The sequence below is a fragment of the Streptomyces sp. NPDC058307 genome (assembly GCF_042880295.1).
Lineage (GTDB): Bacteria > Actinomycetota > Actinomycetes > Streptomycetales > Streptomycetaceae > Streptomyces.
This window is the reverse complement of the sequence record NZ_JBHVYZ010000101.1, coordinates 1-21,405: the sequence shown is the minus strand read 5'-3', so window position 1 is coordinate 21,405 and position 21,405 is coordinate 1. Positions and strand designations below refer to the sequence as shown.

Genomic DNA, 21,405 nt, shown 5'->3' with positions numbered 1-21,405 from the left:
GCAAGGGGGTCTTCGGTGGGGGTTGGTCGCGCAGTTAGGCGCGCCCCATCGTGGTGCGCCGTGTCTGCACCCACCAGGGGCGCGGGGAACTGCGCGACCAGCCACGACATACCCGCAGCCGCACGACGGCACAACGAGGCACGTGCGAAGGCGGCTCAGGCTCTCCCTCGCGGCCGAAGCACCACCGCAGCCAAGCCCAACGCCCCCGCCGCGACGGCCGCCCCCACCCGGAACGCCAACTGATACCCCTCCGCCGTCGCCGAGACCACCTCGGCCCCGTCGGCCAGCAGCCCCTCCGTCCGACCCGCCGCCAGCACCGACAGCACCGCCAGTCCCAGCGAACCCCCCACCACCTGCGTGGTGTTGAACAACCCGGACGCCACCCCCGCGTCCTCCTCCCGCGCCCCCGACATGGCGAGCCCGGTCAGCGCGGGCATGGCCGCGGCGAACCCGACGGACAGCAACAGCAGCGGCGGAAGAACGTCCGCGAGGTACGAGCCGTCGGCCGGCGCACGGCTCAGCAGGGCCATCCCGGCGACGATGAGCCCGAGCCCCGCCAGCAGCACCCGGTACGGGCCGAACCGCCCGATGGTCCGCGCCGACAGCCCCAGCATCAGCACCCCGATCACGACCGGCGCCGGCAAGAACGCCGTGCCGGTGAGCAACTCGCCGAAACCCAGGACGCGTTGGAGATACAGCGCCCCCAGGAACTGGAATCCGTACATCGTGGCGATCATCAGGATCTGCACGGCGTTCGCGCCGGACAGCAGTCGGGAACCGAACAGCCGGAGCCGCAGCAGGGGGCGGGCGGCACGGGCCTGGCGCAGGGTGAACGCCGTGAACAGGGCGACGGCGGCCAGGGCCAGCACCAGCGTGGTGGCCGGTGCGCGGTCGCCGGACCCGACGATCACGTACACCGTCAGCATCAACGCTCCTGTCACCAGCGCGGCCCCTGGATAGTCCGCGCCCCGGCCAAGTCCTTCGCCGTCCTCCGGAGCCAGCACCCGAATCGCCGCCAGCAGAGCGACGATCCCGATCGGCAGGTTGATCAGGAAGATCCAGTGCCAGTTCAGTGCCTGCGTCAGCGCCCCGCCGAGGAAAGTGCCCAACGCCCCGCCCCCCGCGCCCACCGCGCTGAAGACCGCGATCGCACGGGCCTGTTCACGCGGCTCGGGGAAGAGCGCGACCAGCATGCCGAGCACCACCGCCGAGGTCATCGCCCCGCCGACGCCCTGCAGGGCACGGGCCGCGATCAGCATGCCCTGGCCGGTGGCCAGCCCGCACAGCACGGACGCCGCCGTGAACACGGCGAGCCCCGCCGCGAACATCCGCTTGCGGCCGACCAGATCGCCGAGCCGGCCCACCAGCAACAACAGCCCGCCGAAGGGGATCAGATAGGCGTTGACCACCCAGGCGAGGCCCGGACCGGAGAAGCCGAGGTCGCTCTGGACGGCCGGCATGGCGACCGTGACGATGTTGCCGTCCAGGATCGTCATGAGCGTCCCCGCGCACAGGACGACCAGAGCCGTCCAGCGGGAGTACGTTCGGTGCGGTGTCGGTGTCGGTGTCGGTGTCGGCGTGTCGACGACGGCTGTCATGGCGGCGTGGCCTCCGCGTTCTCCATGGGTTCCGGCGAGTGGTGTTGGTGCACGATGTGTAACGGGCAACATCGTCAGTGACCATGGAGAGCGGTGTAAGGAGGCAGTTCGATGTCCCAGAGGAACACCGGTGTAACCGTGCAGGTCGTGAACGCGCACGCGTGTCCGGTGCGGGAAGTTCTTGACAGGGTCTCCGGCAAATGGAGCGTGCAGATCCTCGTCGCGGCGGCCCACGGACCCATCCGCTTCACCGAGCTGGAGCGCAGCATCGAGGGCATCAGCCGCCGCATGCTGACCCTGACCCTGCGCAACCTGGAGCGCGACGGCCTGGTCACCCGCACCGTCCATCCCACGGTGCCGCCCCGGGTGGAGTACGAACTCACCCCGGTCGCCCGCGAGTTGCACGAGACCCTGCAACGCCTGACCGACTGGGCGGAGCGCAACCGGGTCTACATCGCCGAGGCGCGGGCGCACTACGACGCCGAGCGGGAACCGGAGCCGGCCTGAGCTACAGCCCGAACAGGCTGGGGTCGGCGGCCAGTTCCTTGAAGACCTCGACGGGCTGCGCGACCAGTCGCCGCTCCTTGAGATCCATGATCCCGCCGACCGCCGTGATCTCGGCCGCCACCGTGCCGTCCTTCTTGCGGATCGTCTGCTGTATGCGGAACGTCTTGCCCTCGCCCCACTCGAAGGCGCAGGTCACCTCCACCTCGTCGCCCGCCAGCAGTTCCCGCCGGTAGCGGATGGTGGTCTCCAGGGCCACCGGGCCCACTCCGCTGCCGATGAGCCCGGCCTGGGTGACCCCGGCGGCCTTGAGCAGCGACCAGCGGGCGTGCTCCGCGTAGTTGAGGTACACGCTCTGGTTGAGGTGGCCCTGCACGTCCGTCTCGTACCCGCGGACGGTCACCGGCACCGAAAACGGTTCGCTCATGTGTCAATCCCCTCTCACACCACGGCAGTTGCCGGACCCGATCCTGGCATGTGCCCGCTACACCCGGCGCGGCGAGGCCAGCAGGTACCGGGCCCTGGTCCGCGGTTCGGTGTACTCGCCGACCTGCCAGCCGGCCCCCTCCAGAGTGGTCGCGCAGGCCCGCAGCGCCTCGCGGTCCGGCGCGTGCACGGCCACGGCCTCCGGCTGCGGGGTCGCGCGCACCCGGTAACCGGACGAGCCCCCCGCTTCCGGCGTGTGCCCGGCCGCCTCCAGTGCGAGGGCGGCCGCCTGCACGAGGTGTGCGCGTTCCCAGCCGCAGGGCCGGTCCGTGGCCCCGTCCCGGTTGGTCATCCGGCGCAGCTCCAGCAGTCCCTGCCAGGCGCTGTGCACCTCGCGCGCCCGGGCCGGACCGGTGTCCGCGGGCTCCTCGGTGCCGCCGACGTGCGCGGCGAACACGCCGGTGGCCGGGTCGGCGGCCCGCTCGGGCTCCTCCTCGACCGTCTCCCGTATGCGGTGTCCGGCCGGGGTCAGGAAATGATCGTGCGGCGGCCGGGGATGCCGGAAGGCCAGCCCGCGCTTCACCAGCGCGTCCAGCTGGGCGTCGGTGCCCTTCAGCCGCCCGGTGACGGGATCGGCGGCGTCGATGACACGCCGCTGCGCGGCGGTGGGCGGTCGCGTCACGACGTGCTCCTTCCGGCGGAGGGGCCGCACGACGGACCGTACGGATCACTGCCCCCTCCGCTTCGAAGGCTACGACGGGGGTCTGACACTCACCCGTCGATCACCGGCCGCCCATGAGCCGCCCCCGGCGCGCACGTGATCAACCCGCCCGCCCCCAGCACCGCACCACACGGCGCCCGAGCCACGCAGAGCGAACTGGACCGGACGGCCCCCCCGCCTCACACCCCCGGCAGCCCCTGCAGCAACCCCTGCACCGACTGTGCGAGCTGTCCGACCGCGATCACCAGCGGTGTCACCGGCTGGACGAACTCGTTGAGGCGGTCCAGGGCCCGTCGCAGGACCGTCGGCTGCGGCTCGGGTTCGTCGAGTTCCTCGCGCAGGCGGCGCAGTTCCCTGCTGGTCGCGTCGGGATCGGCGAGGGCCGCCCGGTGTTCGGCCAGCAACTGCTCGACGTGCGTCAGGAGTTCGGCCGTACGCTCGGCGTCCTGCGGCTGGAAGGAGACCGAGCCGGAGAACGCCTGGGCGCGGTGCCCCACGGCCTGGTTGCCCACGTAGTGGGTACCGCCGCTGATCATGACGCCGTTGTTGACCGGAGGGTCCTGGCGCCTGTCGTCGTTGCCCATGATGAGGACCTCCTCGAATCTACGTGCCGGAGCCGCCGACGGCACCCAGCGCCGCCGCGCCGTTCTGCTGCTGGGGGACGTTCTGCATGGCGGTCGCGCCGGTACCGATCGCCTGGTTGCCGATGATGCTCGTCCCGCCCTGCTGGATGAGGCCCTGGTTGAGGATGGTCTGCTGCTGGGCGCGGAAGTCGGTGATGTCGTAGCCGCGCGCGGAGAGGAACTCGCGGATCGCGGCGAAGGTGTGGCGTTCCACCAGGGACGTGATCCGGGTGGCGTCCACGACCTGGAAGTAGTTGTGGTAGTCCGGACTCAGCGCCAGCTCCCGGATGCTCAGCCGGGCGCCGAAGTCGTAGACCGGGTCCTGCTCCAGGGCCTTGAGCTCGTCCGTCATCCGTCTGCCGTGCCGCCCGTCGAAGGACGCCTGTCGCAGCGCCTTGAACGGCGCCGCGTAGAACGCCTTGCCGGTGCGGGGGACGGCGTCCAGCAGCAGGCCGCGCCGCGCCTCGGGGGACAGGGGGCCGCGCAGCCGGTCCACGACGTGGTAGTCGGCGCGTACCGGAGCGAGCACGTGGTTGGTGCAGTGCAGGTGGAGCGTGCGTCCGGTGGTCGAGAAGTGCAGGAAGACGCTCGGCACCACGTCCCCGCCCCACAGCGGCACATGGACCGCCAGATAGTGGCGGACCGCCCCGGTGGGACGCTCCATGATCCGCTCGACCTCGTCGGCCGACAGCCGTGCGGCCGGGGCGAGGCTCCTGGTCCTGATGAACCGCTCGTCGTCGCCGATGCTCGTGCCGCTCGCGAAGACCCGGTCCTCGACGACGAGGGAGGCGAGGGAGGACAAGGAGGACAGGGACTCGGCGACGTCCGCCGGCGTCCCGTCGGCCGTGCCGCGCGTGGCGGTCGCCCGCAGTCGCGCGCGTACGTGGTCGACGAGCTCGGTGACGGTGAACGCCTCCGGCCCGGCGGGCCGGTGCGGCAACCCTCCCACGGGGTTGACGGCGGGCAGCAGCGGCACGGCGAGCGACCACTGCGAGGCGGCCTCCGCATAGCCGATGAAGGGTGTGTACCCGCTGTACACCGTGACGTTCCCGTCCTGCGCCTCCCTGATGGCCGTCAGCCGCTCGGCCATCCACTTCCGCCGTGGCACCGTCGGCCGCGGCTGCCGGGCGAAGGCCTCGCGGGTCATGGTCGTGCGCAGCAGCCGGTCGACGGCGAGATCATGGCCTGCGACCGTGACGTACGCGCACGCCACCACCGCGACGGACACCAGCACGGCCGGAACCCCGGCCAGATAGGCGCCCAGCAGCCAGCTCACGAAGCCGGGGACGGGCAGCGCCGAGAGGAGGACACCGAAGGCGAAGGCGAGGAGTACCGTGAGGCCGGCCGTGACGGCCGTGCCCACCAGCACCCTGCCCTCGGGCTGGTGACGGCCCCGGGTGGCCCGGCTGGGCCGACCGCCGACCCGCTGGGTTGCCGACAGGAACACCGTGACGAACACCAGCCACAATGGGGCGAACACCGCCAGGACGGCGAAGGCGGCGGTCAGCCGCAGATCGCGGCGCCGGCGCAGTTCCTGGGCCGCCAGACTGTGGCGCACCACCGTCACCAGGTCGACGTCGGGCGAGGCCGCCACGGCGCCGGCCTCGTCGGCCAGGAGGTCCTCCACCACCCGTTCGGCGAAGCTCTCGTCGATGTAGGCCGCGGCGCACAGATACCGGGTGACGTCACCCGGCGTGCTCCCGACCGGCATGCGGACCGGCGCGGTCGCCATGCCGAGCCCTCCCTCTCTCCAGCGGCGGAGCGGCGCCGTGACGGCGCCGACGGAGCTCTTGGTGACTGTTCCGGGCAGACCGGTGGTCAGGAGCGCGAGCAGCGTGCCGACCGCCAGGCCGAAGACGAGAGCGCTGCGCAGCAGGTCCTTCACCAGGATGCCGGCCGGGGCGAGCACCACGTTGTCGACGAAGGCCTCGTGCAGGCCCCACCACGCCCCGTTGGCCAGCGCCGAGGCCAGCACTCCCGCGGCCAGGCAGCGGAACAGGCTCGGCGCCCCGCCGCGCCACAGCCGTCGGGCGAAGAGGACGAGCGCGGCGAGCAGGACCAGGACGGCGAGGTCGTTCACGATCAGCGAGGACGTGCCGCCGTACCGTTCGGCGGAGACTTCCCAGCGTGGCAGGAACGCGGCCTCCACGAGCCAGCGCAGGATCTTGTCGTGGGACAGCTCCGCGTAGAACTTCCCGGCGTAGTAGTCCAGGAGCGGCCGCTGCACCCACGGGCTGCCCGCGAGCACCACGAGCAGGGCCAGCAGCGTGAGACGGCCGCGTAAGACGGAGGGCGTGCCGGACGCACGCCGACGTGACAAGAACATCTGGGGTTCCCCCATCCCCCGACCCCCCGGCCCCCGGAATCAGTGGCCGCACTCTATGGCATCCCCCCTCTCCCCGACCGTGAATCCCTGCAACACCACCAGCTACTGCCGATATCCGCTCAGGAACCGCCCGATCCGCCCGATCGCCGCCTCCAGGTCCTGCGCGTGAGGCAGCGTCAGGATGCGGAAGTGGTCCGGGGAGGGCCAGTTGAAGCCGGTGCCCTGGACGACCTGGATCTTCTCCCGCAGCAGCAGGTCCAGGACGAACTTCTCGTCGTCGTGGATCTTGTGGACCTTGGGGTCGAGACGTGGGAAGGCGTACAGCGAGCCCTTCGGCTTCACACACGTCACGCCGGGGATCTCGTTGAGCTTCTCCCAGGCCACGGTGCGCTGTTCGTACAGCCGGCCCCCGGGCGCGGTCAGCTCGTGGATGGACTGGCGGCCGCCGAGCGCTGCCTGGATGGCGTACTGGGCGGGGGCGTTGGCGCACAGCCGCATGGAGGCCAGCATGGTCAGGCCCTCCAGGTAGCTCTTCGCGTGCTGTTTGGGGCCGGTGACCACCAGCCAGCCCGAGCGGAAGCCCGCCACCCGGTACGTCTTGGACAGACCGCAGAAGGTCAGGACGACCAGATCGGGGGCGAGGGCCGCGACCGAGTGATGCACGGCGTCGTCGTACAGGATCTGGTCGTAGATCTCGTCGGCGAAGACCATCAGGCCGTGCCGGCGGGCGAGGTCGAGGATGCCCTCGATGATCTCCTTCGGGTAGACCGCGCCGGTGGGGTTGTTCGGGTTGATGATGACGACGGCCTTGGTGCGGTCCGTGATCTTCGATGCCATGTCGTCCAGGTCCGGGTACCAGTCGGCCTGTTCGTCGCAGAGGTAGTGGACCGCCTTGCCGCCGGCGAGGGTCGTGACCGCCGTCCAGAGGGGGAAGTCGGGGGCGGGGATGAGGATTTCGTCGCCGTCCTCGACGAGCGCCTGTACGGCCATCGAGATCAGCTCGGAGATGCCGTTGCCGAGATAGACGTCGTCGACGTCGACCTCCAGGCCCAGGGTCTGGTAGCGCCCCGCCACGGCCCGGCGGGCGGAGAGGATGCCCCGGGAGTCCGTGTAGCCGTGCGCCTGGGGGAGCATCCGGATCATGTCCTGGAGGATCTCCTCCGGCGCCTCGAAGCCGAACAGCGCGGGGTTGCCGGTGTTGAGGCGCAGCACGCTGTGGCCCGCCTCCTCCAGTGCGTCGGCGTGCTCGATCACCGGGCCGCGGATCTCGTAACAGACCTCGCTGAGCTTGCTCGACTGCCGGAACTCCATGCGCTGCTGCCTCTCCGGTTACCTGTGTTGCTTGGTTTTACCAAGTAGGAGCTTGGAAAGTCCAACAACTTGTCTAGACTGCGTCGCATGTCACCTCGCCGAAGCTACGACCAGTACTGTTCCGCGGCCCGCGCCCTCGACGTCGTGGGCGACCGCTGGACCCTGCTGATCGTCCGGGAACTGCTGGCCGGCCCGCGCCGCTACACGGACCTGCACGCCGACCTGCCCGGCGTGAGCACGGACGTACTCGCCTCACGGCTGAAGGACATGGAACGCGACGGCCTGACCACCCGGCGCCGGCTGCCCCCGCCCGGGGCGGCCTACGTGTACGAACTCACCGGCCGCGGACGTGAGTTGCTGCCCGTGCTGCAGGCCCTCGGCGCCTGGGGCGGCCCCGAACTCGGCGAACGACGGCCCACCGACGCGGTGCGCGCGCACTGGTTCGCGCTGCCGCTGCTGCGCGCGCTGGAGGGCGAGGGACTCGTCGAAGTGCGGCTGGAGGAGGGGCAGTTCCATCTGCACGTCGGCGCGCAGGACGGTCCCGCGTACGGCGAGGGTCCGGCCCCCCGGGAGCCCGACGCCCGGCTGGTCCTGGACGCCGGAACCTGCGAGGCGCTCAGCCGGGGCGAGTTGGACCTGCCGGACGCGGTGCGGGAGGGGCGGGTCGAGGTGACCGGGGACGGTGCGATCGCCAAGGGGTTGCGGAACGGGTGACGATGAGTTCCGCTGCAGCGGACCTTCTTGACGAACCGTCAGTCTATTTCGGGGCGCAGTGAGCGGAAGAAGGCCCGCCGGAGCGGGCCTTCTTGACGAACCGCCAGACGCTCAGGCTCCCGGCGGCACCCGCGACGGTCGCCCCGACCCGCGGGTCAGCGCATAGCCCCCGACCCCGGCCAGCGCGGCGAGCGCGCCGCCGATCGCGGTCCACACCCACCGGTCGGACCACCAGCCCGAGGACCAGCCGTCCTCGGGCTCGATGGCGGACAGGACGGCGGAGGAGTCCTCCGAACCGTCCTTCTCCGTCTCGGACTTCACCGCGATGCCCGGCACCAGCGGCTCCGCCAGCGAACCGTCCACCGCGGCCGAACCGCCGATGTCCTTCGAGTCCACCCGGAGTTCGGCGCTCACCGGGAGGCCCAGGTCGGCCGTGGTGAGACCGACTGCCGTCAGCCGGACGTAGTACGTACCCGGCAACGGGTCGTTGGCCCAGGTCTCCGACCAGGCGCGGACCGTGCGCAGGGTGCAGGCCAGCGCCACCGAGGGGGTGTCCGCGGCGGCGGTGCGCGTCTGGGCCCCGTACTGGCAGGACTGCCGGCGCCGCAGACCGTCATACACGTCGATCTGCCACGTCTGCGCGGCGTGCGTCTCCGGCAGCTTCACCGTCGCCTGCACGGTGGGGCGCTGTCCGGCGTCCGCGGGGAACGACCAGTACAGGTAGTCGCCCGTGGAGCCGCTCGCCGTGGCGGTCTGGCCCTGCTCGACCTCGGTCGCCGTACGGAAGGACGTGCCCGCCTGGGTGGGCGCGTCACCGTCCGCCGAGGCGGAGGCCGCCGGCGTCGGCGAGGAGTCGGCCGCGGCCGGTGCGACGGCCAGCCCCAGCATCAGCAGGGAAGCGCTCAACGCGCGTGTGATCCGCATCAGTTGGTCCTCCAGACCGCAAGCCGCCAGCGCGACAGCCAGCCCCACAGCAGACCGGCGACGAAGCCGGCGAGGATCAGCGTGCCGAGCAGCCACCAGCCGCGCCCGAGGCCGAAGGAGGCCACGTCGCTCGCGTGCGACGGCCCGTCTACGACGTCCACGGTCAGCTCAAGAGGCAGACCGGGGCTGGTCTTCACCCCGGAGGCCGCCGAGAAGGAGTTGGTGATCTGGAGGCACACGGTCTCGGCGGCGGAGTCGTCACGGTCGGCCTTGGGGTATCTGAGCCCCGTCGAGATCACGTCCGTACGGCCGTTGCCCGCACCCTCGCCGCGCACGATCTCCCGGCCGTGCACGGTGACCGCCCGCAGCAGCACCCCGTAGGAGGGGTTCACGGCCCGGTCGGCCCCCACGCTCACCGAGGCCCGCAGCTCCTGGCCCGGGTCGACGTCCACCCGGTACCAGCGCTGCTGGGTGAACTCCTCGCGGTCGGAGTACAGCCCGGACTTCAGCGCCGGTGCCGTGGCGCAGGAGCCGGTGCCCTCGGTGGCCACCGGCGTCACCACCGGGTCGGCCGCGCGGTCCACCAACTGGTTGACCTTGTCGGTGAGTTCGTCAGCGTGCTCGACCGAGGTGTAGGTACCGCCGGTCGCCTCCGCGATGCAGCTCAGCTGCTGCCGCATCTTGGTGTTCGGGACCAGACCGAGGGTGTCGATGGTCAGCCCGACGCCCTTGGCCGCGATCTCGCGGGCCACCACGCACGGGTCGAGCGGGGCGCAGGTGTCCTCGCCGTCGCTGATCAGCACGATCCGCTTGGAGGAGGCACTGTCGGTGAAGTCACCGGCGGCCTTCAGCAAGGCGGGGCCGATCGGTGTCCAGCCGGTGGGGGAGAGGGTCGCCACCTGCGTCTTGGCCTCGGTACGGTCCAGCGTGCTGACCGGGTAGAGCTGCGCGGTGTCCTTGCAGCCCGTCTTCTGGTTGTCGCCCGGGTAGTTGGCGCCCAGGGTCCGGATGCCGAGCTGCACCTCTTCAGGCGTCGCGTCCAGCACCTCGTTGAAGGCCCGCTTCGCCGCCGCCATCCGGGTGCCGCCGTCGATGTCCGCCGTCCGCATCGAGCCGCTCACGTCGAGGACGAGATCGACCTGCGGCGCGGTGCCGCCCGTTGGTTCACCGGCGACCGCCGCGACCGGGAAGGCGACCCCGGCCGTCAGGGCGGCGAGCAGGGCGCACACTCCTGCCGCCAGCCGTTTTCTTGTGATCATCGCCGGATCCTATTGATCAGGTGCGCCGGGCTCCAAAACGGCCGCTCACAGCAGGGGGTTGGGCAGCTCGGTCCACTGGTCGCCCGGTGTCCCGGGCGACAGCCGCATCAGCGTCAACGCCTTCGCGGGCAGCGGCTGTTCGAGCAGAGCAACCAGGTCGGGGGTGCGCGGCAGCTGTCGTACGGCCGTCGCCAGCGCCCCTCGCAACGCCGCCTCCGAACCCGCCGTAGCGGCGAGGGCCCCGGCCACCAGGGAGCCGAACAGCTTGCGGCGCAGGGTCGTCACGTCGTCCGTGACGACCCGTCCGGACAGTGCGGGAACCGGGATGCCGTGCTGCGCGAGCCTGGCCGGGCTGACCCGGATGTCGGCCAGGTCCCGGTAGACCAGCCTCAGCGGCTCGCCTGATTCGGACAGGACGACGAGGAGGTTCTGGCCGTGTGCCTCCAGGGCGACGCCGAGCTCCAGGAGCCGCAGCCCGGCCGTGAGGGCCAGCCGGGCGAACTCGGCCAGCCATGCCGGGGACCGGGGCAGCTCGGTGGTGGCGAGGGCCGCCACGGGCAGCACCCGGTCGCCGTAGACCTGGGGGGACTCGCGCAACACGGCCGCCAGATCGGGGGAGTCGGCCGTCACCGCCCCCAGCGTGCGGGTGAAGTGCAGGAGGCCGTCCATCCGTTCCGCCAGTGTCTCCGCGAGCTCCGAGAGAGTCGCCGACATGCTGATCGAGTAGACGGAGATGTCCCGCACCGAGGACGTGAGCCGGGCGCTGAGCGCGGTCTTCACATGCGGTCCGCCGGCCAGGGCGAGGGTGCGCAGGGACATCAGCGGATGCGCGTCGAGTCCGCCCGCGACGGTCCGCTTCAGCACATGGTCCGCCTGCCACGGATGCACCGGCAGCAACAACCGCTCCCCGTCCCGCATCTCGGCCGGCCAGGCCCCCGTCACCAGGCACTCACCGGCCGGTACGGGCACCAACCCCAGCCGTACCAGCGGCCGGTGCTCCGGCCCGTAGGCCAGCTGCTCGGCCACCGAGAAGCCGGGCCGGGAACGGCAGTTGGGGTGGTAGGGATGCCCGTCGACGACCCGTTGCTCCCACTCCCAGTCGCGCACCGGCCACTCCTCCGGGCCGGTCGGCTGCCCTGCCCTCGACAGCGCCAACGACGCCGCGCTGTCGGCGAGTTCGGCCGCGAAGGCCGCGCCGTGCGGTACGCCGAGGTCGGCCATCAGGTGCGCCGGATCGTCGTGCACGACCTCGTCGAGCCGTACGGCGGCGACGTGGGCGGCGGTCGCGAACGGGTCGGCGTGCGGGCCGCGCAGCCGGCGTCCGTCCGCGAGACGCAGGGTGAGCGCCTCCCGGCCGGTCTCCCGCGCGGCGACCCAGGGCAGCGGCTCGTGCGTGAGCCCCCGCCACAGCCGGGACAGCACGGCCGCGCGGGCGCCGGGCAGCTCGGCCGCGTAGCGCGCCACGAGGTCGGGGCGCAGGACGGCCAGCTCTTCGGCGAAGTCGGCCTCAGCGGATGAGGGACGGTGCACGGGCGGGCTCCTCGGGTACGACCGGTGTCACGGTGGGACGGTGAGGACAGACATACTGATCGTCATCGCCCCGGATGAACCGTAGAGAACGAGTGAACCGCGTGGATCTCCCGCCCCCACCGGCCGGCACCTCCGTCGCCCGCCGCGCCGACGCGTACGCGGCAGCACCCCTGTTGAACTGCCTGCTGCGCGAGGTGGCCGTGCCGCTCCCGGAGCCCGGCGAGCGAGCGGTGTACCGGCTGCCCGGCGGGCGACTGCTCAGGGTGCGGGGCGAGCGGCGGCCCGCCGAGCCCGAGGTGCGCACGTCGGGCGGGTGGCGGCGGATCGGTCACTCCGAACTCGTGAAGCTCACCGCCGAGGAACTGACCCGGCACACCGGTGTCTCCAACCACGAGCTGCCCGCCGAGATGATCGACAGCCGGGACGCGGTGGCCGCCCTGCTCACGGCCCGGGACCGGACGACGGCGCCCGGCGACCCGTATCTGCGCTCCGAGCAGAGCCTGGTCACCGGACATCCCCACCACCCCGCGCCCAAGGCCCGCGGCGGCGGCCCGGTCGCCGCCTGGCTGCCGTACGCCCCCGAGGCCCACGCCCGTTTTCCGCTGGTCCTGCTCGGGGTGCGCGAGGACGCCGTCGTCGAGGAGGGCGACACCGCGGCCCTCGACGCGCTCGGGGAGGCCCCGCCCGGCTACCGGCTGCTGCCCGCACACCCCTGGCAGCTCGACCTGGTGCCCTGCGCGCAGGCATTCGAGGACGGCCGTCTGATCCGGCTCGGCACGACCGCCTTCGAGACCTGGCCGACGGCGGCGATCCGCACGGTGTACGCCCCCACGCGGGATCTGTTCCTCAAGTTCAGTCTCGACGTCCGCATCACCAACGACATCCGCCGGCTCTGGCGCCATGACCTCCTCAAACTCCGCCGTACGGATGAAGCGGTCGCGAGCGCCTTCGCCGCGAGCCCCGGCTCGGCCGCCTGGCTGAGCGACCGCGGCTACCGCACCGCCGACTTCGCCTTCGAGGAACTCGCCGTACTGGTCCGCGACGGACTGCGCGGCCATGTCCTGCCCGGGGCGACCCCGCTGCTCGCCGCCGCCCTGGTGGAGGGCTTCGAGGGCAGCCCGCTCGACGGCACCGGGGATCCGGCGGCCTGGTGGGAGGCGTACCTCGGCGCGGTCGTCCCGCCCGCCCTCGCGGCCTTCGCCGACCACGGCGTCGTACTCGAGGCCCACCTGCAGAACACGCTGGTCGCCGTGGACGCGGACGGTACGCCCGTGCAGGCGCTGTTCCGGGACGCCGAGGGCGTCAAGCTGCTGTCGGACGTCCCGCGCGCGGCCGGGTGGGAGCGGCTGGTGTACTGCCTGGTCGTGAACCACCTGTGCGAGATCGCCGCGGCCCTCGCCGAACGCCACCCCGGCTTCGACCCCTGGCCGGCCGCCCGCCGCGAATTCTCCCGCCACGACCTCCCCGAAGCGACCGCCCTCCTGACCGCGCCCACCCTCCCCGGCAAGACGAACCTGCTGCTGAGGTGGACGGGCGCGGACGGGGCGGACGCCCGGTACCTGCCGCTGCCGAACCCGCTGGCCGGCACCTGATCCGAGGGCGCTGGAGATGGCCCTGGAGATGGCCCTACGGGGTCAGGAGAGGCTCCACTGCTGGTTGGTCGCGCCGGTGCCCGTCTCCTGGTCCACCGCCGCGCCCTGGGCCGTCGAGCCCGCGACGCCGATGTCCAGGTCGCTGCCCACGCCGGCGAGCAGGTACGTGCTGCCGGTGTAGCTGCCGACCAGGTCGAGGAACCACTGCTGGTTGGCGCCGCCGTTGCAGGTCCACTGCTGCAACTGCACGCCTGTGGCGGTCGACTGGTTCGGTACGTCCAGACACAGGCCGCTCTTCACGCTCTTGAGCGTGTAGACGTTGTCGGCCACCTTCGTCAGGGTCCACTGCTGGTTGGCGCCGCCGTTGGACGCCCACTGGATGATCTTGGCGCCGTTCGCCGTGGAACCGCTCGACACGTCGATCAGCTGGGAGCTGTTGACGTTCTTCAGGGTGTGCACGCCCTCCGACGGCAGCCCGCTGCCGGCGGTCCAGGTCCCGGCCGCGGCGTCGAGGGACCAAGTGGGGTACTGACCGAGGTTCACCGTCGTGCCCCTGATGGTCAGCGGCAGCCAGATCAGCTTGGACGCGCCGAGATCGGAGGTGTCCCAGCGGTCGCCGGCGTAGACGTAGGTGGTGCCCGCCGAGCCCTGGACGGTGATGACGTTCGCCGTCTGGCTGCCGTAGGTGTGGGTGCCGGGGGCGGCGAAGTTCCGGAACGCCGACCAGGGGCCGCTCAGCGACGTGGCGGTGGCGTAGATGTTGTCGTTCAGGCTCCAGCCCGTCAGGTGGGAGCCGAACACGTAGTACGTGCCGTCCTTCTTGATCATCGCCGGTGCCTCGACGCTGCCGCTCCCGCTGCTGCCGAGCACGGCCACCGCGCTGTCGACGGAGAGGTAGTCGGCGGACAGCCTGTCGATGCGCAGACCGTTGTTGCGGTCCTCGCTGAGCAGGTACGCGGTGCCGTCGGTGTCCTGGAACAGGCCGAGGTCGCGGCTGAGGTTGCCCAGCGGCCGGAAGCTTCCCCGGTAGGTGTACGGGCCGCACGGCGTGCTGCTCGTGGCCACACCGACCTTGGCCTCGGAGTAGTCGGTGCTGTCGATGTGCAGGTACATCACGTACGTGCTCGTCGACGCGTTGTAGATGACCTTCGGCCGCTCCACGACCCGGCTCGGCCCCAGGTCACCGTCGGCCTGCCGGCTCAGGGCCTGGCTTTGGTAGGTCCAGTTGGCGAGGTCGGTCGAGGTGTAGCAGGTGATGTCCTGGAAGGACGTGTCCGCCGAGGTCTCGCCGGTCTTGTCCTCGCCGAAGCCGTACCAGGTGTTTCCGACCTTGATGATGCCGAGGCCGTGCAGCTGCAGGGCGTTGCCGTTCTGGTCGGTGCGTGCGGCGCCGGTGGTGAACGACACCGTGGCCGCGTGCGCCTCGGTCGCCGGAAGCAGGAGGGCCGCGAGGCCGCCGAGCAGCGTGAGCAGGGCGGTGGCGGCTCGGCGCCATCGGTCGGCCGGCCGATGAGGAGTTTCTTGGGGCATGCGCTTCCCTCTCCGATCCGAGCAGGCGGCTCCCTGCCCTGGCGGGGATCAATGAGAGGGGCGGCGACCTGGTGACGTCAATGACCGCGATCGATTTTGTTCGTTCTTGACCCGCGTCCCCTCTGTCCGAGATTTCGGCCATCCGTCCTGCGGCAACGAGGGGTTGACCTGTCATGCGGAGAGGCGGTACAACTGCGCCGCAGTCGAAATCTGTCATCTGCTGATCGGATTTGTTGGACCGTCACTCCTGCCCGTCGATCCTGCCCGTCACTCCTGCTCGTCACCCCGCCCGACGCTGCGGCCGGACCGGTGCTCACGCGGGTTTACTAAGCTCACGTCATGCTGAGAGAGGTCACCGCGACCCGCTACGTCGAACCCCTGCGCTCCGGCGGCTCCGTCCCCGGTGTCGTCGAGGCCGACGACCTGGGGACGTACGTCGTGAAGTTCACCGGCTCCGCCCAGGGCCGCAAGGCGCTGGTCGCCGAGGTGATCGTCGGTGAGCTGGCCCGGGCGCTGGGGCTGCGCTTCCCCGAGCTGGTCCTCGTGCGCTTCGACCCGGCGATCGCCGACAGCGAGCCGCACCAGGAGGTGCGGGACCTCCACGCGGCGAGCGCCGGGGTGAACCTCGGCATGGACTACCTCCCAGGTGCGCGCGACTTCACCCCCGAGATCGCGAAGGTCTTCCCCGTGGACCCGCTGGAGGCCGGCCGGATCGTCTGGCTCGACGCGCTCACCGTCAACGTCGACCGCACGGTCCACAGCTCGAACCTGATGGTCTGGCCGACCCTCGGCATCACGCCCCCGCGGCTGTGGCTGATCGACCACGGTGCCGCCCTCGTCTTCCACCACCGCTGGGACGGCACGGACCCGTCGAAGTCCTACGACTTCCGCCACCATGCCCTCGGCCACTACGGCCCCGACGTGCGCGCCGCCGACGCGGAACTCGCGCCCAGGGTCACTCCCGACGTCCTGCGCGAGGTCACCGCGGCCGTCCCGGACGCCTGGCTCACCGGCTTCGAGACCCCGGACGAGGCACGCGAGGCCTATGTGGCGTACCTCCACGCGCGCGTGGGCGCCTCCGCGTCGTGGCTGCCCACCGACTTCCCCTCCCGGGACGAACTCGCCGCCGAGGAGGCCCGCCGGGCGGCGAGGAATCAGCAAGGACGTCCCGCGTGGCTCAAGCAGGTCCCCGACCTGCACGGCAAGCCCGCGGCCGAACAGGATTGGTCGGTGCACCTCGGATGAGTGGCCGTGTCGAGATCGAGTACTGCACCCAGTGCCGCTGGCTGCCCCGCGCGGCCTGGCTGGCGCAGGAACTGCTCACCACCTTCGAGGACGAGCTGACGGAACTGGCACTGAAGCCCGGCAAGGGCGGGATCTTCGTCGTGCGCGTCGACGACGAGGTCGTCTGGGACCGGCGGGAGCAGGGCTTCCCGGAGCCCACGGCGGTCAAGCAGGCCGTACGCGACCGAGTGGCCCCGGAAAAGTCCCTGGGCCACTCGGACAGATCCTCGCAGGGGGAGGTCAGCCCCTGAGCTGCTCGTACGCGGGCAGCGTCAGGAAGTCCGCGTAGTCGTCGTCGAGGGAGACCTGGAGCAGCAGGTCGTGGGCCTGCTGCCAGTGGCCGGCCGCGAAGGCCTCCTCGCCGATCTCCTCGCGGATGCTGTCGAGTTCCTCGGCGGCGACCTCGCGGGCCAGCTCCGGCGTGGCCTTCACGGTGTGTCCCGCGTGCTCGAACTCCACGCCCGCGTTGATCCACTGCCAGATCTGCGAGCGGGAGATCTCGGCGGTGGCCGCGTCCTCCATGAGGTTGAAGATGGCCACCGCGCCGAGCCCGCGCAGCCAGGCCTCGATGTACCGGATGCCGACCTGGACGGCGTTGACCAGGCCGTTGTACGTCGGCCTGGCCTTCAGCGAGTCGATCGCGATGAGGTCGGCCGCCTCGACGTGGACGTCCTCGCGCAGGCGGTCCTTCTGGTGGGGCCGGTCGCCGAGGACCTTGTCGAAGGATTCCATGGCGATCGGCACCAGGTCGGGGTGGGCGACCCAGGAACCGTCGAAACCGTCGGCCGCCTCACGGTCCTTGTCGGCGCGGACCTTCTCGAAGGCCACCTTGTTCACCTCGGCGTCCCGGCGGGACGGGATGAACGCCGCCATGCCGCCGATCGCGTGCGCACCGCGCTTGTGGCAGGTGCGGACGAGGAGTTCGGTGTACGCGCGCATGAACGGGGCCGTCATCGTGACCGCGTTGCGGTCCGGCAGGACGAACTTGGCGCCGCCGTCACGGAAGTTCTTGACGATGGAGAACAGGTAGTCCCAGCGTCCCGCGTTCAACCCGGAGGCGTGGTCGCGGAGTTCGTAGAGGATCTCCTCCATCTCGTACGCGGCCGTGATCGTCTCGATCAGGACGGTCGCGCGGACGGTGCCCTGCGGGATGCCGGTGTACTCCTGCGCGAAGACGAACACGTCGTTCCACAGGCGCGCTTCGAGGTGCGACTCGGTCTTCGGGAGGTAGAAGTAGGGGCCCTTGCCGAGGTCGAGCAGGCGCTGGGCGTTGTGGAAGAAGTACAGGCCGAAGTCGACGAGGGCGCCGGGGACTTGAGAGCCGTCGGCGTCGACCAGGTGCCGTTCGTTCAGGTGCCAGCCGCGCGGGCGCATGACGACCGTGGCGAGCTCCTCGTCGGCCTTGAGCGCGTATGACTTGCCGGACCTCTCGTCCGTGAAGTCGATGTTCCGGCTGTACGCGTCGGCCAGGTTGACCTGCCCGAGGACGACGTTCTCCCACGTCGGCGCCGAGGCGTCCTCGAAGTCCGCGAGCCACACCCTGGCGCCGGAGTTCAGGGCGTTGATGGTCATCTTGCGGTCGGTGGGACCGGTGATCTCGACCCGGCGGTCGTCCAGGGCCGCGGGGGAGGGGGCCACCTTCCACGAGTCGTCCGCGCGGATCGCGGCGGTCTCGGGGAGGAAGTCGAGCGTGGAGGTGCGGGCGATCTCGGCGCGGCGCTCGGCACGGCGGGCGAGGAGCTCGTCACGCCGGGGCGTGAACCGGCGGTGCAGTTCGGCCACGAAGGCGAGGGCCGCCTCGGTGAGGACCTCGTCCTGCCGCGGCAGGGGCTCGGCGTCGACGATGGCCAGCGGGGACGGCGCTGGTGCGGACATGAGCGGTCACTTCCTTCAGCGGTGGCACCGGGTGCCAGTCGAACCGGGTGTGCGAGCGGCGCCCCCCACCAGGGCAGGACGCTTCTGAACAGTGGATACTAGTTTCCTCATTGTGGAAGTTCAATGTTTTGTTGATGTCGAGATTCTCAGAGTCGAGCAATGGTGGCTCTCCGTGCCACCGCATTCACTCAAGGTGCGCCAGATCCCCTGGCGTGTCGATGTCGTACGGCTCGGCCACGTCCCCGCACTCGACCAGCGTGAGGGCACCCTGGTGCTCCTTCAGATAGTCGCGTGCCCCCCGGTCGCCGGTCGCAGTCGCCGCGATCCCGGCCCAGTGCGCGGCGCCGAACAGCACGGGATGACCGCGTACACCGTCGTAGGCGGCCGAGACGAGCGAGGTCTCGTCCTCGTACGCGGCGAGCACCCGGCGCACGGCCCGCGCTCCGATACCGGGCTGGTCGACGAGCGAGACCAGGGCGGCCCGCGCTGTCGTTCCGGCGAGCGAGCCGAGCCCGGCCCGCAGCGAGGACCCCATGCCGTCGGCCCACCGCGGGTTCTCCACCAGCACGCAGTCACCGAGCTCGGCTCGCTCCCGTACGTCCGCCGCGGCCGCTCCCAGGACCACGTGCACGCGGGTGCAGCCGGCCGCCCGCAGGACACCGACCGCGTGTTCGACGAGCGGGCGGCCCCGGTGCTCCAGCAGTGCCTTGGGCCGCCCGCCCAGCCGTCGGCCGCCACCCGCGGCCAGCAGCACTGCGGCGACCTGCTGTTCGTTCTCCGTCATGCGTCCTGCATACCTGACGCGCCGGTGTGCGCCGGGTTTCCACGGGCTGAATTTCGGTCCGTACGGTGGCGCGCGGCGCCCCGCGTGGCGTTTACTGACCCGCGTCCCCCGGGGCCCGACCGGTGCCGAGGGGTCTTCACGACGCCGGGGGCGCACGAAGGAGTGCGGGGGAGAGCTGTGTTGCGGAGCTTGGGGCAGAGGCCGGTGACCGGCAGCGACAACGATCCGAGAGTGGCGCAACTGCGGACCGCGGTGTCCCGGCTGCGCCGCGAACTCGCCGCGTACTCGGCCGAGTTCCCCGACCGGGGCATCGCCGAGGACGAACTCGCCGCGCTGGCCGCCATGACGATCGACGGCACGCCCGAAGTCCCGCGTCTGCGGCGGTCGTTGCTGCTGATCGCGGGGGCGATCGGGTCGATGAGCGCGCTGTCGCGGGGGTTGACCGATGTGCGCAGGGCAGTGGAGTCGTTCGGGGAGCCGCGGCGCCAGCCCGGGAAGGGACCCCGGTAGCCCCCGTGCGAGCCGCGGTGCTCGAACTCCGGGCAGAGCCAGGTCTCCTGGACGTACTCGGTGAGGTCCTGCCAGAGCGCGAAGACGCCGGAGGGTCCGTGCTTGCCGTCCACCTGCCGGTAGCGGTCCTTGGTGTCGCGGAAGCACGCCAGGCCCGCCATGAACCCGTTGCCGGCGGGGCTGTAGTCGGACCACGCGCACGAGATGCATGCCTTCATCCGGGCCGCCCGCGGCAGCTTGCGCGCCGGACATCGGTGGTCTGCTCGTCCCGGCCGCGGCGCGGGCCCGCCGGGTCCCCGAGCCGCAGCGCTCAGCGCAACACCCCCGGCCGCACGCCGCTTCCCCGGCCCTGGGCCGGTATCGGTACCTCCTGGTCCAGAAGGCAGGAGCACACCATCAGCTCGGGTGACTCACCGGAGTCGTCCTCGACGCGCACGCCCCTGATCGTCGTACGGGTCAGCTGCCGGCCGTCCGACGCGAAGACGGTCTCCTCCGTGCCGTGCCGGTCGGTGTACCGCCCCGGCCAGCGCTGCAAGGCCGTCACGCCGGGTTCTGGGTGGCCAGTGCCTCCGACAGTTCCGACGCCACCTGCTGGAGCACCGGCACGATCTTCTCCGTGGCCGCCTCGGTGACCCGTCCGGCCGGGCCGGAGATCGAAATGGCGGCGGCGGTGGGGTAGTTGGGCACCGAGACCGCGAGGCAGCGGACGCCGATCTCCTGTTCGTTGTCGTCGACCGCGTAGCCCCGGCCGCGCACATCCTGCAGGGCCGCGAGAAAGCCGTCCGGGGTGGTGATCGTCTTGTCCGTCGCGGCCGGCATACCGGTCCGGGCGAGCAGGGCGCGCACCTCGTCGTCGGGGGTGTTGGCGAGCAGGGCCTTGCCGACACCCGTGGAGTGCGGCAGGACGCGCCGGCCGACCTCGGTGAACATCCGCATCGAGTGCTTCGACGGCACCTGGGCGACATAGACGATCTCGTCCCCGTCGAGCAGGGCCATGTTGGCGGTCTCGCCGGTCTCCTCGACCAGGCGGGCGAGGTAGGGGCGGGCCCAGGTGCCGAGCAGCCGGGCGGCCGACTCGCCGAGGCGGATCAGGCGCGGGCCGAGGGCGTAGCGCCGGTTGGGCTGCTGGCGGACGTATCCGCAGGACACGAGCGTGCGCATCAGGCGGTGGATGGTGGGCAGTGGCAGCCCGCTGCTCGCGGACAGTTCGCTCAGTCCGACCTCTCCGCCCGCGTCCGCCATCCGCTCCAGCAGATCGAAGGCGCGCTCGAGGGACTGGACCCCGCCACCGGCGGACTTGGCGGAGTCGGTGGTGCTGGCGCTGGACGTCGGCACGGCGCGTTCCTTTCGGGGCTGCCTTCGGGTCTGGGCAGGAGGGCAGAAGCCTACCCGGCAGTCGGTTGACTCCCCGTTGGTGCATAGCTACGTTCTGTCTGCCGGAAGTGTAATTCCGCTTTGTGGAAGCGTCCAGAGTGTCGACGCAGGGTGCACTGTGAGGAAGTGTGCCCTTGACGGCGCTCGACCGGGAGTGAAGACTCCTTCAACAGAAAGTTGAATTCCGTTACGCGGAAGTTAACGGCGGCAGATAGGGGTCCGGGTGTCCGACACTGAACTGGTGCTGCGCTCGACGCGCGTCATCACACCCGAGGGGACGCGGCCCGCGTCGGTCGCGGTCGCCGGCGGGAAGATCGCCGCCGTGCTGCCGTACGAGGCTCCGGTCCCCGGCACCGCCCGTCTGGAGGACCTCGGCGACGACGTCCTGCTGCCCGGCCTCGTCGACACCCACGTGCACGTCAACGACCCCGGCCGCACCGAGTGGGAGGGCTTCTGGACCGCCACGCGCGCGGCGGCGGCCGGCGGCATCACCACCCTCGTCGACATGCCGCTCAACTCC

Annotated in this window: 21 protein-coding genes; 7 read left to right on the top strand and 14 right to left on the bottom strand. The window is 71.3% G+C overall.

The features are described 5' to 3' along the window. Positions 1-155: 155 nt before the first annotated feature. A complete protein-coding gene (locus ACFVYN_RS39210) occupies positions 156-1,598 on the bottom strand; it encodes an MFS transporter (RefSeq protein ID WP_390007224.1) in 1,443 nt (480 codons plus the stop codon). 111 nt (positions 1,599-1,709) lie between these two features. On the opposite strand from ACFVYN_RS39210, the gene ACFVYN_RS39205 reads away from it, so the two are divergent. Continuing rightward, on the top strand, positions 1,710-2,105 hold the full coding sequence (locus tag ACFVYN_RS39205) for a winged helix-turn-helix transcriptional regulator (protein WP_390007222.1): 396 nt from the start codon (positions 1,710-1,712) through the stop codon (positions 2,103-2,105). Position 2,106: 1 nt separating this feature from the next. Here the strand turns inward: ACFVYN_RS39205 and ACFVYN_RS39200 are convergent, their stop codons facing one another. The 5 genes from ACFVYN_RS39200 to ACFVYN_RS39180 all read right to left on the bottom strand — a co-directional run bounded on the left by ACFVYN_RS39200 (position 2,107) and on the right by ACFVYN_RS39180 (position 7,509). Then, positions 2,107-2,529 carry an acyl-CoA thioesterase gene (locus tag ACFVYN_RS39200; RefSeq protein WP_390007220.1) on the bottom strand — a complete coding sequence of 141 codons (423 nt, stop codon included), beginning with the start codon at positions 2,527-2,529 and terminating at the stop codon, positions 2,107-2,109. Between the two features lie 57 nt (positions 2,530-2,586). Continuing rightward, on the bottom strand, positions 2,587-3,210 hold the full coding sequence (locus ACFVYN_RS39195; protein WP_390007217.1) for a hypothetical protein: 624 nt from the start codon (positions 3,208-3,210) through the stop codon (positions 2,587-2,589). 218 nt (positions 3,211-3,428) lie between these two features. Then, positions 3,429-3,833, bottom strand: coding sequence for a hypothetical protein (locus ACFVYN_RS39190; RefSeq protein WP_390007214.1), 405 nt, complete (start codon positions 3,831-3,833; stop codon positions 3,429-3,431). 19 nt (positions 3,834-3,852) lie between these two features. Next, positions 3,853-6,198 carry a hypothetical protein gene (locus ACFVYN_RS39185; protein ID WP_390007210.1) on the bottom strand — a complete coding sequence of 782 codons (2,346 nt, stop codon included), beginning with the start codon at positions 6,196-6,198 and terminating at the stop codon, positions 3,853-3,855. A 102-nt stretch (positions 6,199-6,300) separates the two neighbouring features. Further along, complete coding sequence (locus tag ACFVYN_RS39180; protein ID WP_390007207.1) at positions 6,301-7,509, bottom strand: pyridoxal phosphate-dependent aminotransferase; 1,209 nt, start codon at positions 7,507-7,509, stop codon at positions 6,301-6,303. Positions 7,510-7,596: 87 nt separating this feature from the next. Here ACFVYN_RS39180 and ACFVYN_RS39175 point away from each other — a divergent pair, with 87 nt between their 5' ends. Further along, positions 7,597-8,223, top strand: coding sequence for a winged helix-turn-helix transcriptional regulator (locus ACFVYN_RS39175; protein ID WP_390007204.1), 627 nt, complete (start codon positions 7,597-7,599; stop codon positions 8,221-8,223). Between the two features lie 111 nt (positions 8,224-8,334). Here the strand turns inward: ACFVYN_RS39175 and ACFVYN_RS39170 are convergent, their stop codons facing one another. Genes ACFVYN_RS39170 through ACFVYN_RS39160 form a run of 3 tightly spaced genes read right to left on the bottom strand, consistent with a single transcriptional unit; the run spans position 8,335 to position 11,936 of the window. Beyond that, the gene (locus ACFVYN_RS39170) at positions 8,335-9,147 is read right to left on the bottom strand and encodes a hypothetical protein (RefSeq protein ID WP_390007201.1); all 813 of its coding nucleotides are present in this window, start codon (positions 9,145-9,147) and stop codon (positions 8,335-8,337) included. After that, positions 9,147-10,406, bottom strand: coding sequence for a VWA domain-containing protein (locus ACFVYN_RS39165; protein ID WP_390007198.1), 1,260 nt, complete (start codon positions 10,404-10,406; stop codon positions 9,147-9,149). Before ACFVYN_RS39165 ends, ACFVYN_RS39170 begins: the two co-directional genes overlap by 1 nt. Before the next feature lie 45 nt (positions 10,407-10,451). Then, positions 10,452-11,936, bottom strand: a complete 1,485-nt coding sequence (locus ACFVYN_RS39160; protein ID WP_390007196.1) for an IucA/IucC family protein — start codon at positions 11,934-11,936, stop codon at positions 10,452-10,454. 92 nt (positions 11,937-12,028) lie between these two features. On the opposite strand from ACFVYN_RS39160, the gene ACFVYN_RS39155 reads away from it, so the two are divergent. Continuing rightward, the gene (locus tag ACFVYN_RS39155; RefSeq protein ID WP_390007193.1) at positions 12,029-13,528 is read left to right on the top strand and encodes an IucA/IucC family protein; all 1,500 of its coding nucleotides are present in this window, start codon (positions 12,029-12,031) and stop codon (positions 13,526-13,528) included. A 42-nt stretch (positions 13,529-13,570) separates the two neighbouring features. Here the strand turns inward: ACFVYN_RS39155 and ACFVYN_RS39150 are convergent, their stop codons facing one another. Then, positions 13,571-15,058 carry an RICIN domain-containing protein gene (locus ACFVYN_RS39150; RefSeq protein ID WP_390007191.1) on the bottom strand — a complete coding sequence of 496 codons (1,488 nt, stop codon included), beginning with the start codon at positions 15,056-15,058 and terminating at the stop codon, positions 13,571-13,573. Positions 15,059-15,397: 339 nt separating this feature from the next. On the opposite strand from ACFVYN_RS39150, the gene ACFVYN_RS39145 reads away from it, so the two are divergent. Both ACFVYN_RS39145 and ACFVYN_RS39140 read left to right on the top strand, forming a co-directional pair. Beyond that, positions 15,398-16,303 (top strand): HipA family kinase, encoded by a 906-nt coding sequence (locus tag ACFVYN_RS39145; protein WP_390007189.1) that lies wholly within the window; start codon positions 15,398-15,400, stop codon positions 16,301-16,303. Next, positions 16,300-16,593, top strand: coding sequence for a SelT/SelW/SelH family protein (locus ACFVYN_RS39140; RefSeq protein WP_390007186.1), 294 nt, complete (start codon positions 16,300-16,302; stop codon positions 16,591-16,593). The genes ACFVYN_RS39145 and ACFVYN_RS39140 overlap by 4 nt, the downstream gene beginning before the upstream one ends. Here the strand turns inward: ACFVYN_RS39140 and aceB are convergent. Then, positions 16,583-18,217 (bottom strand): malate synthase A, encoded by a 1,635-nt coding sequence (gene aceB / locus ACFVYN_RS39135; protein WP_390007184.1) that lies wholly within the window; start codon positions 18,215-18,217, stop codon positions 16,583-16,585. The genes ACFVYN_RS39140 and aceB overlap by 11 nt on opposite strands. Before the next feature lie 184 nt (positions 18,218-18,401). Continuing rightward, positions 18,402-19,001: an NTP transferase domain-containing protein gene (locus ACFVYN_RS39130; RefSeq protein WP_390007181.1), complete on the bottom strand. Its 600-nt coding sequence runs from the start codon at positions 18,999-19,001 to the stop codon at positions 18,402-18,404. Positions 19,002-19,205: 204 nt separating this feature from the next. On the opposite strand from ACFVYN_RS39130, the gene ACFVYN_RS39125 reads away from it, so the two are divergent. After that, positions 19,206-19,511, top strand: coding sequence for a DUF5955 family protein (locus ACFVYN_RS39125; protein WP_390007178.1), 306 nt, complete (start codon positions 19,206-19,208; stop codon positions 19,509-19,511). Between the two features lie 310 nt (positions 19,512-19,821). Here ACFVYN_RS39125 and ACFVYN_RS39120 read toward each other — a convergent pair whose 3' ends face one another. Then, positions 19,822-20,055: a DUF6304 family protein gene (locus tag ACFVYN_RS39120; RefSeq protein ID WP_390007175.1), complete on the bottom strand. Its 234-nt coding sequence runs from the start codon at positions 20,053-20,055 to the stop codon at positions 19,822-19,824. Beyond that, the gene (locus tag ACFVYN_RS39115) at positions 20,052-20,846 is read right to left on the bottom strand and encodes an IclR family transcriptional regulator (protein ID WP_390007172.1); all 795 of its coding nucleotides are present in this window, start codon (positions 20,844-20,846) and stop codon (positions 20,052-20,054) included. The genes ACFVYN_RS39120 and ACFVYN_RS39115 overlap by 4 nt, the downstream gene beginning before the upstream one ends. 262 nt (positions 20,847-21,108) lie before the next feature. Between ACFVYN_RS39115 and ACFVYN_RS39110 the strand changes: the two genes are divergently transcribed. Beyond that, positions 21,109-21,405: amidohydrolase family protein (locus tag ACFVYN_RS39110; protein WP_390007169.1), on the top strand; the 297-nt coding region annotated here is incomplete at its 3' end.